10 protein-coding genes are annotated in these 14,118 nt (G+C 71.7%); 5 read left to right on the plus strand and 5 right to left on the minus strand.

Annotated elements, in window-relative coordinates; genetic code table 11:
* Positions 1-151 precede the first annotated feature (151 nt).
* The 5 genes from ACFY6U_RS27550 to ACFY6U_RS27570 are packed head-to-tail and all read right to left on the minus strand — an operon-like array spanning position 152 to position 5,813.
* Positions 152-1,462 carry a DUF58 domain-containing protein gene (locus ACFY6U_RS27550; protein WP_390042444.1) on the minus strand — a complete coding sequence of 437 codons (1,311 nt, stop codon included), beginning with the start codon at positions 1,460-1,462 and terminating at the stop codon, positions 152-154.
* A complete protein-coding gene (locus ACFY6U_RS27555) occupies positions 1,462-2,451 on the minus strand; it encodes an AAA family ATPase (protein ID WP_390042960.1) in 990 nt (329 codons plus the stop codon). The genes ACFY6U_RS27550 and ACFY6U_RS27555 overlap by 1 nt, the downstream gene beginning before the upstream one ends.
* Positions 2,451-3,647 carry a DUF4350 domain-containing protein gene (locus ACFY6U_RS27560; RefSeq protein ID WP_390042445.1) on the minus strand — a complete coding sequence of 399 codons (1,197 nt, stop codon included), beginning with the start codon at positions 3,645-3,647 and terminating at the stop codon, positions 2,451-2,453. Before ACFY6U_RS27560 ends, ACFY6U_RS27555 begins: the two co-directional genes overlap by 1 nt.
* Entirely contained in the window at positions 3,644-4,405 is a 762-nt protein-coding gene (locus ACFY6U_RS27565) for a DUF4129 domain-containing protein (protein ID WP_390042447.1), read from the minus strand. The genes ACFY6U_RS27560 and ACFY6U_RS27565 overlap by 4 nt, the downstream gene beginning before the upstream one ends.
* Before the next feature lie 34 nt (positions 4,406-4,439).
* Complete coding sequence (locus tag ACFY6U_RS27570) at positions 4,440-5,813, minus strand: hypothetical protein (protein WP_390042449.1); 1,374 nt, start codon at positions 5,811-5,813, stop codon at positions 4,440-4,442.
* Between the two features lie 140 nt (positions 5,814-5,953).
* Between ACFY6U_RS27570 and mtnA the strand changes: the two genes are divergently transcribed.
* The 5 genes from mtnA (at position 5,954) to ACFY6U_RS27595 (ending at position 13,885) form a co-directional block, all read left to right on the plus strand.
* On the plus strand, positions 5,954-7,093 hold the full coding sequence (gene mtnA / locus ACFY6U_RS27575; protein WP_390042450.1) for an S-methyl-5-thioribose-1-phosphate isomerase: 1,140 nt from the start codon (positions 5,954-5,956) through the stop codon (positions 7,091-7,093).
* A 1,054-nt stretch (positions 7,094-8,147) separates the two neighbouring features.
* On the plus strand, positions 8,148-8,837 hold the full coding sequence (gene mtrA / locus ACFY6U_RS27580) for a two-component system response regulator MtrA (protein WP_015659998.1): 690 nt from the start codon (positions 8,148-8,150) through the stop codon (positions 8,835-8,837).
* Between the two features lies 1 nt (position 8,838).
* Entirely contained in the window at positions 8,839-10,878 is a 2,040-nt protein-coding gene (mtrB, locus tag ACFY6U_RS27585) for an MtrAB system histidine kinase MtrB (RefSeq protein WP_351501481.1), read from the plus strand.
* Positions 10,868-12,712 carry an LpqB family beta-propeller domain-containing protein gene (locus ACFY6U_RS27590; RefSeq protein ID WP_390042453.1) on the plus strand — a complete coding sequence of 615 codons (1,845 nt, stop codon included), beginning with the start codon at positions 10,868-10,870 and terminating at the stop codon, positions 12,710-12,712. Before mtrB ends, ACFY6U_RS27590 begins: the two co-directional genes overlap by 11 nt.
* 231 nt (positions 12,713-12,943) lie before the next feature.
* Positions 12,944-13,885, plus strand: coding sequence for a phosphoribosyltransferase family protein (locus tag ACFY6U_RS27595; protein WP_390042455.1), 942 nt, complete (start codon positions 12,944-12,946; stop codon positions 13,883-13,885).
* Positions 13,886-14,118: the final 233 nt, after the last annotated feature.

A 14,118-nucleotide genomic window follows, 5' to 3' on the forward strand; every position in this document is an offset into this window, starting at 1 on the left:
TGGTACTGCAGGGGGGACCCTGTGGGAGAGTAGGACACCGCCGAACAAATATTGGGAAGAGCCCCACACCTCACGGTGTGGGGCTCTTTTGCGTTTTAGTGGGCTCAGAGGGAATTCGGCAGGGCCGGCCGCGGACCCTGCCGACCGAGAATCAGAGTCGGCCCGCCGCTTTCAGGGCCAGATATGCGTCCGCCAACGCAGGGGCGAGATCATCAGGCGTCGCGTCCACGACCGTCACACCGTGCCGACGGAGCTGCTCCGCGGTCCGTTGCCGTTCGCTCTGGGCTTGTGCGGCCGCTGCTGCCTCGTACACCGCGTCGGTGTTTCCACGAGCCGTCGCCATGCGGGCGATATGCGGGTCGGCCACTGAAGCGAGCAGAACCGTGTGCCGTTGGGTCAGCTGGGAGAGCACGGGAAGCAGTCCCTGCTCGACCGGAGCGGTGTCGAGTGTCGTGAGCAGGACGACCAGGGAACGCCGTGGAGCCGTTCGAAGCGCGGTGGCGGTCAGGCCGCGGGCGTCCGTTTCGACGAGCTCGGGCTCCAGTGTGGCCATTGCATTGACCAGGGAGGGCAGGACGTCGCCCGCGGCGCGGCCCTGGACCAGAGCGCGGACCCGGCGGTCGTAGGCGAGGAGATCCACTCGGTCGCCCGCGCGCGAGGCGAGGGCCGCGAGGAGGAGTGCCGCGTCCATGGAGGCGTCCAGGCGGGGCGCGTCGCCGACTCGGCCGGCGGAGGTGCGTCCGGTGTCGAGGACGAGAAGGATGTGCCGGTCGCGTTCAGGACGCCAGGTGCGTACCGCGACCGCCGACTGCCGGGCCGTTGCCCGCCAGTCGATGGAGCGGGTGTCGTCGCCGGGGACGTACTCGCGAAGGCTGTCGAATTCCGTGCCCTCGCCGCGGGTCAGGACGCTGGTGCGGCCGTCGAGTTCACGCAATCGGGCGAGTTTCGACGGCAGATGCTTGCGGCTGGTGAAGGGGGGCAGAACCCGTACAGTCCAGGGCACTTTGTGGCCGCCCTGGCGGGAGAACAGGCCGAGGGGACCGTAGGAGCGGACCGTGACGCGGTCCGCCTGGCGGTCGCCGCGGCGGGTGGGGCGCAGGCGGGTCGTGACGCGCCGGCGTTCGCCCGGGGGAACGGTCAGACGGTGTCGTGAGGCCTCGACCTCTGTGCCGGGCTGCCAACTGCTCGGCGGCCAGCCGTCCCTGAGGCGGGCCCGGAGAGGGCGTCCGGACGGGTTGGTCACCGTCAGGGTGACGTCCGCGGTCTCGCCCAGGCGAGCGGACGTGTCGCCAGAGCGGTTCAGCACGAGACGTCGTACCGGAGCCGCCAGGGCGAAGTCGCAGGCGCAGGCGAGAGCCAGTGAGCCGTCGACGGCGAGGATGCCCGTCCAGCTCGGTCCCCAGATGCCGATGGGGATCGATCCGATGGCCGCGATGAGGGCGGCGCGTCCGGTGAGGGGCATCAGCGGGGGACCGGAACGTGGGCGAGGATCGCGTTGATGACCGAGTCGGCGGTCACGCCTTCCATCTCGGCCTCGGGACGGAGTTGAACGCGGTGGCGGAGGGTGGGCAGGGCGAGGGCCTTGACGTCGTCGGGGATGACGTAGTCGCGGCCCGTCAGCCAGGCCCACGCGCGTGAGGTGGCGAGGAGGGCGGTGGCGCCGCGCGGGGACACGCCGAGGGTGAGGGAGGGCGACTCGCGGGTGGCGCGGCAGAGGTCGACGACATAGGCGGTGATCTCGGGGGAGACGGTCGTCTTGGCGACCGCTGCGCGGGCGGCCTCGAGGTCGGCCGGGCCTGCGACGGGGCGTACGCCGGCGGCGCGCAGGTCGCGAGGGTTGAAGCCCTCGGCGTGGCGGGTGAGGACGTCGATCTCGTCCTGGCGGGAGGGCAGAGGGATCGTCAGTTTGAGGAGGAAGCGGTCGAGCTGGGCTTCGGGCAGGGGGTAGGTGCCCTCGTACTCGACGGGGTTCTGGGTCGCGGCGACCAGGAACGGATCGGGGAGCGGGCGTGGGATGCCGTCGACGGTGACCTGGCGTTCCTCCATGGCTTCGAGGAGGGACGACTGGGTCTTGGGCGGGGTGCGGTTGATCTCGTCCGCGAGGAGGAGGTTGGTGAAGACCGGGCCGGGCTGGAAGGAGAACTCGGCGGTGCGGGTGTCGTAGACGAGGGAGCCCGTGACGTCGCTCGGCATGAGGTCGGGGGTGAACTGGACGCGCTTGGTCTCCAGTTCGAGCGCGGACGCGAGGGCGCGGACGAGCAACGTTTTGGCGACTCCGGGGACTCCTTCAAGGAGAACGTGTCCGCGGCAGAGGAGGGCGACGACGAGGCCGGTCACGGCGGGGTCCTGGCCGACCACGGCTTTGGCGATCTCCGCGCGCAGGGCCTCCAGGGAGGCCCGGGCGTCGGCCGGGTTCCCGGTGTTCCCGGCGTTGTCAGTGGTCGGGTCCATCATGGACGGCGTACCTCTCTTTCGAGGGCGTCGAGCTGGTCGGTGAGGGAGATGAGGGCCGCGTCGTCGCCGGGCGGCGGTCCGAAGAGCAGGGCTTGCAGGGTCTGTCCGTCGCCGTGCAGGTGGGCGGAGAGGGCGGGGAGCAGGGCCTCGGGCGCGTGCGCCTGGGAGACGGGGACGCCGACGAGGGGGGCGAGGCGGGTGCGTGCGGTGGAGCGAAGAGCGGCGGCCGCGCGGTCGCGGGCGCTGGCCTTGCGGTAGAGGCGGGCGCGCCCTTCGACGGTCTCGGAGGCGCGGATCGCCACAGGTAGTTTCTCGGGCACGAGGGGGCCGAGCCGGCGTGCCCGCCAGAAGGCGGCGAGGGCGGCCGCGATGAAGAGCTGGAGCGTGCCCCAGAGCCAGCCGGAGGGCAGCAGGTCGAACAGGGATTTCTGGTCGCCGGTACCGGTGGCCGCGGCGTCGGAAAGCGAGGGGAGGTACCAGACCAGATGGGGGCGGGAGCCGAGGAGCTGGAGGGCGAGCGACGCGTTGCCCTGCTTGTCGAGGCGGTCGTTGAGCAGGATGTCGGGCGCGCCGAGGACGACGGTGTCACCGTCTCCGGAGGCTGCGGGGATGCGGAGGAGCGTGGCCAGGCGCTGGCTGGGGTAGCAGGAGTCGGCGTTGAGATGGGTGGTGCTGTAGCGGATGCCACCGGTGTCGGCGCTGCCCGCTCGCCGGGCCGCGGCCAGCGTGCAGTGGGGGTCGAGCGTGGACCGGACGCTGTTGGCGGGGTCGGCGGTGACGCCGGGGGCGAGCCGTTCGACGGACGTGCTGCCGGCGGCGACCAGGACGGTGCGGCCGTCCGAGCGGGCTGTCGACTTTCGCAGCAGCGACTGCTGGTGCGGAGTCAGCAGGTCCGGGACGGCCACGAGAAGGGTGGTGTCGCGGCCGCCCGCGGCGCGCGCCTCGGCCAGGGTGGTGACCACGCGCGTGTCCACGCCCCGGTCGGCGAGGAGTTCGGCGACGGCGCGACTGCCGTAGGGGTCGGCGGAGCGTGGGTCGAGGTCGCCGTGCCTGTTGTCGGAGCGGATGACGGCGATGGCGACGGCCCCGGCGAGGACGAGCACCACGGCGAGGACGACGCCCCGGGTTCGGGTCCACACCTGGCGGGTGGTGGGCGCGGTGGAGGTGGCCGGGAAGGCTGCGCCGGTGGTCATTCGGCGGCTCCCTGGCGGGTGCTGTGGGCGCTGCTGGAGCTGTTGGCGCTGCCGGCCAGGATCGGCTTGGTGCGTTCCAGGTCGAGGTCGAGGTCGGCGATGCGGTCGTATGATGCCTGGGTCGCCCTGCGGCCGCCGTACGTCACGTCGTCGAACTCCCGGGCGGCGGCGCGCAGTCGGTCGGTGTGGGCGGGCAGGGTGCGGCCGGCTTCGGCGGCGGCCTCGTCGGCGGTGCGACCGGGGCGGACATCGAGGAGGGCGCGTTCCTCCAGGGCGCGGACGACGGCGCGCATGCGTTCCTGGAGTGCCTGGTTCCAGTGGCCCTGGGCGGCGTGTGCCTCGGCGGCCGCGCGGTGTTCGGCGGCGCTGCGGGGGCGGTCGTCGAACAGGGTGGCTGCGGAGACGGGTTGGCGGCGGGGGGCGCCCAGGCGCCACCACAGGGCGCCCAGGACGGCGATGACGGCCAGGACCACGACGACCAGGCCCAGTGCGCCTCCGGGCGTCGCGGACGCGGCGGCGGAGAGCAGCCGGTCGACCCAGTCCAGGACGGCGTTCAGGGCGCGCTGGAACAGCCCGGGGTCGTTCTCGTGGTACATCCGCTTGGACAGTTCACGCCGTGCCGCCTCCCGTGCGGGGTCGCGCGGGATGGTCACGGGCGGTTGGCCGTCCGAGCCGGTCAGGGACAGCAGCGCTGTGTCCCGAGCCTGCAGCAGGCCTCGTACGGCCTCGCCGGCGGCGCGCGGCAGGGTTGCGGGCACCGCTGCGAGGACTCCCCCCGTCGGGCTCACCGCATCAGCTCCCCGGGACGGTGCCGGGGGTGCCGGCGCCGTAGTTCTCGACACCTGCGGCGCGGGCCAGTTCGAGATCGAGGGCCTCGCGGCGGATGCGCTGGTCGATGTAGAGGAGCACGGTGACGCCCGCGTTGATCGGGAAGGTGAGCATGGAGCCGATCACCGAGCCGATGCCGCTGATGACGAGGAACGTCCAGCCGTAGTTGTCGTTGGTGTTCTCGAGGAAGCCGGTCAGGCCGTGGCCGCCGGCGTAGGCCCCGATGAGGGTGAAGGGGACCACGGCGAGCGACGAGACGATGTTGGCGATGATCGAGGCGAGGAACTGGATGCCGAAGACCCGCCACCAGGAGCCGCGGACGAGTTTGGTGGAGCGGACCAGGGACTTGGTGATGCCCTGCTTCTCCAGCATCAGGGCGGGCGAGGCCAGCGAGAAGCGGACCATCAGCCACACGGTGACGATGACACCGGCGAGGATGCCGAGGATGAGCAGGGCGGCGATGGCGCCGCTCGGGCCGCCGGCGATCGCGACGATGATGCCGGGCAGCGCGCCGACGACCACGACTCCGACCGCGATGAGCCCGGTCAGGAGGATGAGGCCGAACAGTTTGAGGACCTGCGGACGTGCGTCGCGCCAGGCCTCGCCGATGGTCACGGACTTGCCGAGTACGGCGCGGCTGGTGACGGTCGTCAGCAGGGCTGTCGCGATGATGGTGCCGACCAGGGTGATCAGCAGGACGGCGCCCGAGCTGAGCGCGACCTCGGCGAGGGCGCGGCTGATCTCGGTGAGGGAGGCGCCCGGGTCGTTGAGGGCGTCGGTGGTCTCGGTGTCGTTCAGGACGAGGCCCTGCAGGAGGATCACCGCGACCTCGGTGACGACGGCGACCGTCAGCGAGATGCCGAGGACCGTGCGCCAGTAGGTGCGCATGGTGGAGACGGCGCCGTCGAGGATCTCGCCGACGCCGAGCGGGCGGAGTGGGATCACGCCGGGCTTGGCGGCAGGCGGGGGACCGCCCCAGCCACCGCCCCAGGCTCCGTAGCCACCGGGCGGGCCGTATCCGCCGGGCGGGCCGTAGCCTCCGGGTCCTCCGGGTCCTCCGTAACCGCCGCCGGGGGGCTGGCCACCCCAGCCGGGGCCGGGAGGTGGTGGCGGTGCCTGGCCTGGTGCCGGGGCGCCGGTGGGCGCGGACCACTGGCCGGGTGGCGGCTGCTCCTTGGACCACTGCGAGCCGGAGCCCTGTGGATCCGTGCCCGGCTGGTCGGCGGGCGGTTCGACAGGCCCTGCGGGGACGGGGCGGTCGGCAGGGGCGGACGCGCCGGGTTCCCGCCCGTCGGACGGGGCGGATCCGGGCGAGGCCCAGCCCGGAGTGTCGTTCATCGAAGCTCCTTCACGGTGCCCGTCCGCGAGCGCGGCGGCAGGTTGGCTGCCATCGTGCCATGGGGTGGGCGCCCAGTGACCGGCCGCGGTAGAGGCTGCGCACCTTCAATTGTCCGCCGGATACGGGGCAGACTGAGCCCATGGCTGATCAGTACGCGCAAACCGGCGAGGACAAGCGGCCGACGGGAATGCCAGTGATCCGGTGGGAGGAGCCGCCCGAGGGTCCGGTGGTGGTCCTTCTCGACCAGACCAGATTGCCTGCGGAGGAGGTCGAGCTGGTGTGCACGGACGCGTCGGCACTGGTCGAGGCGATCCGTTCGCTCGCGGTGCGCGGGGCGCCGTTGCTCGGGATAGCTGGGGCGTACGGGGTGGCGCTCGCCGCCGCGCGGGGCTTCGACGTGGAAGAGGCCGCGGTGGCGCTGTCGGGTGCCCGGCCCACGGCCGTGAACCTGTCCGTCGGGGTGCACAGGGCCGCGTCGGCGTACCGGTCCTCGCTGGCCGAGAGCGGTGACAGCGGGGCGGCGGCCGCGGTGGCGCTGGGGGCGGCCCGGGCGCTGCACCGGGAGGATGCCGAGGCCAGCGCCCGGATGGCCGGGCACGGGCTGGCGCTGCTGGAGGAACTGCTGCCCGGCGGAGGGCACAGGATCCTCACCCACTGCAACAGCGGATCGCTGGTCTCGGGAGGGGAAGGAACGGCGTTCGCGGTGGCCCTCAAGGCGCACCGGGCGGGGCGGCTGAGGCGGCTCTGGGTGGACGAAACGCGTCCGTTGCTGCAAGGCGCTCGCCTGACGGCATACGAGGCGGCTCGCAGCGGCATGGCGTACACCTTGCTCACCGACAACGCGGCCGGTTCGCTGTTCGCGGCGGGGGAGGTGGACGCGGTGCTGATCGGGGCGGACCGGATCGCGGCCGACGGATCGGTGGCGAACAAGGTGGGGAGCTATCCGCTCGCGGTGCTCGCGCGGTACCACCATGTGCCGTTCATCGTGGTGGCGCCGTTGACGACGGTGGATCCGGAGACCCCGGACGGGGCATCCATCGAGGTCGAGCAGCGCCCCGGATACGAGGTGACCGAGGTCACAGCACCGCAGGTGCCGGTTGCGGGAGCGGGAGGCGGGATTCCGGTGGCCCCCCTGGGGACCCAGGCGTACAACCCGGCGTTCGACGTGACGCCGCCCGAGTTGGTGACAGCGATCGTCACCGAGGAAGGCGTTGTTTCTCCCGTGACGGCTGAGGGTCTTGCGGAGCTGTGTGCCAGGTCACGCCAGGTAACGATCTAGCTAACGGGATGACGCCGGCTCGACCGACGGGAACGGCCCCTCCACCTGCGGCGATTCGTAGGAGAGGGGCCGTTGGCATCTGTGGTTGACATCAAGGCAATGCCATATCAGGTGGCGTGGAGGGGGCATCGTCCGTCCGCCGCAAGGTGTACCTCGCCTTGCCAAACGTGGCCGCCGTCCGGTCACCCAGTGCCCTGTCACAGATCTCCACCTCATCAAGCCGGCTGCGCTCCTTCGCCGGGCGCGCTCCCGGCTCCGCTGCGCGCTGCGCTCCTGCCTTGGGCCCGCTCTGCGTGCGCTGCGCCGACACGCGCCCACGTGGCCAACGCCGGGACATGACTCGATCGCCGTCGAGAAGCAGCCACGGTCAGAGCAGCCTCCGGCGGGGGCGCTCAGGCTCCGAGATGGCGGGGGCGCCGTTCGCGGGTGCCGGCGGACAGTGGCGTGCGCGGGGTGCTCCCATCCCGTCTGCCATCGACCCAGGCAGGCGGGTCTTCACCCTCCTGTCATGACGGGAACGATCACCGCCGCGACAGCCGAAAGAAGACCTCCCACAGCTGGGAAGGCGTTGAACTTCTCAGTCGCGGTCGGAAAGGCTGCCCGGCTGCAATCTCCGGCCTTGCTGCGCAGAACGATCACTTGACCTTCTGCCAACGATGCCGGCGGTTCCGGCACCCCATCAGGATGCCGCCGAGACCGCGACCGAGAGAGTGACAACGATCGCTAGTGACCACCGCTGAGTCCACGCGACGATGAGGGCCGCGACTGCTATGTAACCCCAGTACAGACGCACCGATTTCCCCATGGATGCGGAGAGCAGGGGGCATAGGCGCGGCAGCGGCAGAGGTGATCGAGCCATGCAGAGCATGGCTGACCTCGGACAGTCGCGGTAGGCCGATCGGTATCCTCGGCACACTCGCCAGGCGGGCGAGCTGACATCCGCGGCTGACATCAACGTCGACGGACGGGGGCAGACAGTGACGGTCCCCAGCGGCTAGGGTCACTGGCCGGTGAGCCTGGTCACCTGCGCAACCTTCACTGTTATGAGAATGGGATGATGTCGTTTATGAAGGGACGAGTCCTTGTCGTCGACGACGACACCGCACTGGCCGAGATGCTCGGCATCGTGCTGCGTGGTGAAGGTTTTGAGCCGTCTTTCGTAGCCGACGGCGACAAGGCGCTGGCCGCTTTCCGGGAGACCAAGCCCGACCTGGTGCTGCTGGACCTGATGCTGCCCGGTCGGGACGGTATCGAGGTGTGCCGTCTGATCAGGGCGGAGTCCGGGGTGCCGATCGTGATGCTCACGGCGAAGAGCGACACCGTCGACGTGGTCGTGGGCCTGGAGTCGGGCGCGGACGACTACATCGTGAAGCCGTTCAAGCCGAAGGAGCTGGTCGCCCGGATCCGGGCCCGGCTGCGGAGGTCGGAGGAGCCGGCGCCCGAGCAGCTCGCCATAGGCGACCTGGTCATCGACGTGGCCGGGCACTCGGTGAAGCGGGACGGGCAGTCGATCGCGCTGACCCCCTTGGAGTTCGACCTGCTGGTCGCGCTCGCCCGCAAGCCGTGGCAGGTGTTCACGCGCGAGGTGCTCCTGGAACAGGTCTGGGGCTACCGGCACGCGGCGGACACCCGTCTCGTCAATGTTCACGTCCAGCGGCTGCGCTCCAAGGTCGAGAAGGACCCGGAGCGGCCGGAGATCGTGGTGACCGTCCGTGGTGTCGGATACAAGGCGGGACCGAGCTGACATGTCCGGGGACAGCGCCGCTTCGGCCCCCGGCCGGTCCGGGGACCGTCCGGAGCGGCCTGTCGGCGGCAAACGGTTCGGTTCGCGCTGGCGCCTGCTCTTCGAGGGCGGGCTGCTCCAGGGCGGGGTTCAGGGCAGCCCGGTGCTGCGCCTGTTCATGCGCTGGGTGCGGCGGCCGCTGCTGCCGGTCATGCGGCTGTGGCGGCGCAACATCCAGCTCAAGGTCGTCGTCACCACCCTGCTGATGTCGCTGGGCGTCGTCCTGCTGCTCGGCTTCGTCGTCATCGGGCAGGTGCGCAACGGTCTGCTGGACGCCAAGGTGAAGGCCTCGCAGAGCCAGGCCACCGGTGGTTTCGCGGTGGCCAAGCAGAAGGCCGACGAGGCCGCGACCGGCACCGGTGACACCGCCGAGTCGGCGGACGGGCGGCAGTCGCAGAACGTCACCTCGTGGATGAGCGACCTCGTCGAGTCCCTCTCCAGTGGCGGCCAGGGCGCCTTCGACGTGGTCACACTTCCCGCGGGCGACAACAACAGCGGCGGCGGGCGCACGCGGGCCTCCGGGCAGGTCGACCCGACGGCCAGCGTGCCCGACGACCTGCGCGCGCGGATCAACGGCAATACGACGGCCGCGCAGAGCTATACCCGGATCATCTACACGGACGACAAGGAGTCGCAGCCCGCGCTGGTCATCGGCAAGCAGGTCAGCGATCCGAACAACGACCCGTACGAGCTGTACTACCTCTTCCCGCTCACCCAGGAGGAGAAGTCCCTCAGCCTGGTCAAGGGCACGCTGGCGACCGCCGGGCTGTTCGTCGTCGTCCTCCTCGGGGCCATCGCCTGGCTCGTCGTGCGGCAGGTCGTCACGCCGGTGCGGATGGCGGCCGGGATCGCCGAGCGGCTGTCGGCGGGGCGGCTCCAGGAGCGGATGAAGGTCACCGGCGAGGACGACATCGCGCGGCTCGGCGAGGCCTTCAACAAGATGGCGCAGAACCTCCAGCTGAAGATCCAGCAGCTGGAGGACCTGTCGCGGATGCAGCGCCGGTTCGTGTCGGACGTCTCGCACGAGCTGCGGACCCCGTTGACGACCGTCCGGATGGCGGCCGACGTCATCCACGAGGCCCGCGAGGACTTCGACCCGGTGACCGCGCGGTCCGCGGAGCTTCTCGCCGACCAGCTGGACCGGTTCGAGTCGCTCCTCGCCGACCTGCTGGAGATCAGCCGCTTCGACGCGGGCGCGGCGGCGCTGGAGGCCGAGCCGATAGACCTCAGGGAGGTCGTACGGCGGGTGGTCAGCGGGGCCGCGCCGCTCGCCGAGCGCAAAGGCACGCACATACGCGTGCTCGGCGACCTGCAGCCCGTGGTGGCCGAGGCGGATGCCCGGCGCGTGGAGCGGGTGCTGCGCAACCTGGTCGTCAACGCCGTCGAGCACGGCGAGGGCAAGGATGTCGTCGTCAAACTGGCCTCGGCCGGCGGGGCGGTCGCGATCGCGGTGCGCGACTACGGTGTGGGCCTCAAGCCCGGCGAGGCGACCCGGGTCTTCAGCCGCTTCTGGCGGGCCGACCCGGCACGCGCGCGTACCACCGGTGGTACGGGCCTGGGGCTGTCGATCGCCCTGGAGGACGCGCGGCTGCACGGCGGCTGGCTGCAGGCGTGGGGGGAACCGGGCGGCGGCTCGCAGTTCCGGCTGACGCTCCCCAGGACGGCGGACGAGCCGTTGCGGGGCTCGCCGATACCCCTGGAGCCCAAGGACTCCCGACGCAACCGGGGGCTCAACGAGGCCGGCCTGCCGAGCGGCGAGGACAAGCGGGCCACCGTCCCGGTGCAGCCCGGCGGCGGCCAGGCGTCGTCGCTCGCACCGATGACGCAGCGGATGGCCGCCGTGGCCCCCACCGCCGACCCGACCGCGCTGCCCGGCAACGGCGCGCGCGTGGTGCCCCGTCCGGCCCAGGGCGCCCGGCGTCAGGAGGACACGCCCGAGACAGGCCAGGGCGACGGGGCGGACGAGTCGAACAAGCCAGGGGAGGCATTTCGTGGGCGCTGACCGCGAGGGGAGCGCCCGGCGCAGGCTCGCGCGCGCGGTGGCGTACGCCGCCTGTGGGGCCGTTCTGCTGGGGGGCTGTGCCTCCATGCCGGACAGCGGCGACCTGCGGGACGTCGAGTCGACGCCACGGCAGGACACACAGGTGCGGGTCTTCGCCATGCCGCCGCAGCAGGACGCCTCGTCCACGGAGATCGTGCAGGGTTTCCTGGAGGCCCTGACCAGTGACGATCCGAACTACGACACCGCGCGCAAGTACCTGACCAAGGCCGCCGCGAAGACCTGGCAGCCGGAGTCGCAGGCCACGGTGCTGGCGAACGGGCCGAGCATCCAGACGGACCCGCGGCCGGCGGGCCGTGAGGGCACGAGCAGCATCACCTACACGCTGCAGGGCAGCCGGGTGGCCACCGTCGACGCGCAGCAGGCGTACGCGCCGGCGGACGGGTCGTACCGCAGGTCGGTGCATCTGACGAGGGACGCCAAGAGCGGGCAGTGGCGGATCGACTCGCTGCCGCAGGGAGTCGTGATGGGCAGGTCCGACTTCCAGCGCAACTACACGTCGGTCGACAAGTACTACTTCGCCTCGGACACGTCGGCCGCGGAGACCGGGCAGCCGGTGGCGGTTGCCGATCCCGTCTTCGTGCGCAGCCGGGTCGATCCGACGACCCAGCTGGTGCGTTCGCTGCTCAAGGGGCCCACCACCTGGCTCGGCCCGGTGGTCCGGTCGAGTTTTCCGACCGGTACGGCGCTGAAGAAGGGCGTGTCCGGGCTGGTGCCGGACGACCAGAACCGGCTCACGGTGCCGCTGAACGTCAAGGCGTCCCGGATCGGCTCCGCCAAGTGCGGCGAGATGGCGACCCAGTTGCTCTTCACGCTGCGCAACCTGACGCCCACCGTGGACTCGGTCGCGCTGCAGTCCGTCAACGGTGCCCACATGTGCGACGTCGACGAGGAGCAGGCCGAGGCGACCGCGTGGCGTGCCTCCACCAAGCGCCCCGACTACCTGTACTTCCTCGACGGCAAGCACCGGCTGGTGCGGATGACCACTGCCGGCACCGGCACCAGCACCGGCGCGGTCGCGGTCCCGGGCCCGTTCGGCGCGGGCACCAAGCCGCTGCGGTCGGTGGCGGTCGCCCGCGACGAGCGGACCGCGGCCGGGGTCAGCAGCGACGGCAGGGCGCTGTACGTCACCTCGCTCGCGTCGGACGGTTCGCTGGGTGGTGCCGTGCTGACCAGTCACGGTGCGACCGAGGACGACCGGCTGACGGCGCCGAGCTGGGACGCCCGCGGTGACCTGTGGGTGGCCGACCGCGACCCCGCCAAGCCGCAGCTGTACATGCTGGCGCAGGGCGTGGGCCAGCCCGTGGCCGTGCAGATCCCCGAACTGGACGGCCGCATCAAGGACGTGCGGGTCGCCGCGGACGGCGTGCGGATCGCGCTCGTCGTCGAGAAGGACGACAAGCAGTCGCTGCTCGTCGGACGGATCGAGCGCACCAAGTCCGACGACCAGCAGGAGGTCTCGGTCCTCGAACCGCGCTCCGCGACCCCCGGATCCGAGGAGGTCACCGCGATGTCCTGGGCCGGGGACAGCAGGCTCGTGGTGGTCGGGCGCGAGCAGGGCGGCGTGCAGCAGACGCGGTACGTCCAGGTCGACGGATCCACGCCGGACGGGCCGGCGCCCGCAGCGCTCACGGGTGTCCTGGCGATCGCCGCGTCCGAGGACGACCGGGTGGCGCTGGTGGCCGACTCGCAGGACGACGGGATCGTGCGGCTGCCGTCCGGAGACCAGTGGCAGAAGGTGGTCAAGGACGGGTCGGCGCCGGTCTATCCGGGCTGAGGCCCGAGCCGTGCCTGAGCGGCCGTCCCGGTCCGGCGTCGAGCCGGCGGGGCGGCCGTTTTCGTGGGCTGCGGACGGGAGCTGTGGTCCGCCCCCGGGCAACCGTCCTCCGGTACGGCAATGCTCCTTCTCACCCGCGTGGGTGAGACGCCGTGCGTGGCGGGTGGAGTTGTCCCCAGGCGGTTGTCCACAGGGGTGGCCGGTCGGGCCGGTCGTTGGCACAGTGGGCACATGCGGGGGTGGTGGCAGGACCTCACCGATCTGGTGCTACCGGCCGAGTGCGGAGGCTGTGGGACGCCTCGCACAGTGCTCTGCGACGAGTGCCGTGCCGCCCTGAGCGGGGCCGTACCGCGCCGGGTGCGACCGGTGCCGGAACCGCCCGGGCTGCCGGCGGTGTACGCGGCGGCGCCTTACGCGGACGAGGTACGGGCGGCTCTCCTCGCCCACAAGGAGCGCGGTGCGCTGGCGCTCGCCGCAGCGCTGGGCGCGGCGCTGGCGGGATCGGTGCGGGCCGGGCTTCGGGACGGGCTGTGGGACACGCTTCAGGACGGCCCGGCCGGGCTTCGGGACGGCCGGACCGTGCGGATCGTCCCCTCGTGGAGCGGTACGGCGGGTGGCGCCGGCGGGTCCGGGCCCGTGCTGCTCCTCCCGGTGCCGTCCGCGCCGTGGGCCGTGCGGGCGCGGGGGCATGATCCGGTGCGGCGGATCGCTCTCGCGGCGGCCGCGGAGCTGCGGCGTGCCGGAGCCTCGGCCCGGGTGGTCCCGGTGCTGCGGCAGCGGCGGGCCGTCGCCGACCAGGCGGGGCTCAACGCCCGGCAGCGGTTCGCGAATCTCGCGGGCGCGCTGGAGGTGACGGCGGGCGGCGCCCGGCTGCTGGCCGGGAGCCGGGTCGTCCTCGTCGACGACCTCGTCACCACGGGCGCCACCCTCGCGGAGGCGGCGCGTGCGGTGCGAGAGGTTGCCGGGGGCGAAGGGACAGGAGAGGTGACAACGGCTGTGTATCGGCGCGCGGCTTGGGAAGGAAGGGAGGAACGGAAGACCGGACCAGCGGAAGAGCGGGCGAAGTGGGCACGGAACACATCGGGAATGGCCGAGGTGAACGGCCTCGCGGGGCCGGTCCGTGCCGCTGTGGTCGCGGCCGCACCGGATTCCTTCGAAATGAACCGGAACTGACCGTGAACGTACATCGTTGCAGGTAGTGACGGGGTCAATTCACCTGAATGGAGGTACGCATCAGTAGAGGGTGACGCCATCCGTCCGGGCGAGATATGTTCGGTTGTGAGGGAGAAAGCCGCAGGCCATGTCTCCCCTATCCGAATGCCGTGCCGCGGGTTTTCCGCAATCATCGCGGTGCTGGGGTGCGGATCTTGCCCATGGGGGAGGAGGAGGTGAAGTCGCCGAGTCCG

Source organism: Streptomyces sp. NPDC013157 (assembly GCF_042899865.1).
GTDB lineage: Bacteria > Actinomycetota > Actinomycetes > Streptomycetales > Streptomycetaceae > Streptomyces.

Coding starts and splice junctions, on each gene's coding strand:
- ACFY6U_RS27550 (WP_390042444.1), bottom strand. CDS start 1,462: ATGCCCCTCACCGGACGCGCCGCCCTCATCGCGGCCATCGGATCGATC.
- ACFY6U_RS27555 (WP_390042960.1), bottom strand. CDS start 2,451: ATGGACCCGACCACTGACAACGCCGGGAACACCGGGAACCCGGCCGAC.
- ACFY6U_RS27560 (WP_390042445.1), bottom strand. CDS start 3,647: ATGACCACCGGCGCAGCCTTCCCGGCCACCTCCACCGCGCCCACCACC.
- ACFY6U_RS27570 (WP_390042449.1), bottom strand. CDS start 5,813: ATGAACGACACTCCGGGCTGGGCCTCGCCCGGATCCGCCCCGTCCGAC.
- mtnA (WP_390042450.1), top strand. CDS start 5,954: ATGGCTGATCAGTACGCGCAAACCGGCGAGGACAAGCGGCCGACGGGA.
- mtrA (WP_015659998.1), top strand. CDS start 8,148: ATGATGTCGTTTATGAAGGGACGAGTCCTTGTCGTCGACGACGACACC.
- mtrB (WP_351501481.1), top strand. CDS start 8,839: ATGTCCGGGGACAGCGCCGCTTCGGCCCCCGGCCGGTCCGGGGACCGT.
- ACFY6U_RS27595 (WP_390042455.1), top strand. CDS start 12,944: ATGCGGGGGTGGTGGCAGGACCTCACCGATCTGGTGCTACCGGCCGAG.